Source organism: Pseudoalteromonas phenolica (assembly GCF_005886345.1).
GTDB lineage: Bacteria > Pseudomonadota > Gammaproteobacteria > Enterobacterales > Alteromonadaceae > Pseudoalteromonas > Pseudoalteromonas phenolica_A.
The window spans coordinates 1-354 of the sequence record NZ_PNEC01000131.1; the positions used below are offsets into that span (position 1 = coordinate 1).

General features: G+C 37.9%; 1 protein-coding gene. It reads right to left on the reverse strand.

All coding sequences use genetic code 11. From position 1 onward, the window contains the following. Window positions 1-93 precede the first annotated feature (93 nt). The coding region (locus tag CWB72_RS20355; protein WP_212747926.1) for a hypothetical protein at window positions 94-354 on the reverse strand (261 nt) is incomplete at its 5' end.

A 354-nucleotide genomic window follows, 5' to 3' on the forward strand; every position in this document is an offset into this window, starting at 1 on the left:
CCGCTCCGGAAATTTCGTTGGGAGCGGATCATCTACATTCATATAATAATAGTATTGATTGTAGTAGTTCCGGAACCCATAACCTTCAAAAAGTTATTCATAATAACTGGGATTAAACGACATGCCATACATAGGTTCTCTATCAAAACCCTCTACCATTAACCCCCACCACTTATCGCGATCCCCAAAATTTACAGGTCCATCCATTGCTTCAGCCCCACAATCAATCAGCCATTCCTTAGCAGGATCAAATAATAGATTGGCTGTTGCCTGATCATTGATACAATCAAAAAAACCAACACAACCTGTTATAAAATCAGTACCCTTATTAATATATTTTGAACTGATAAAAGC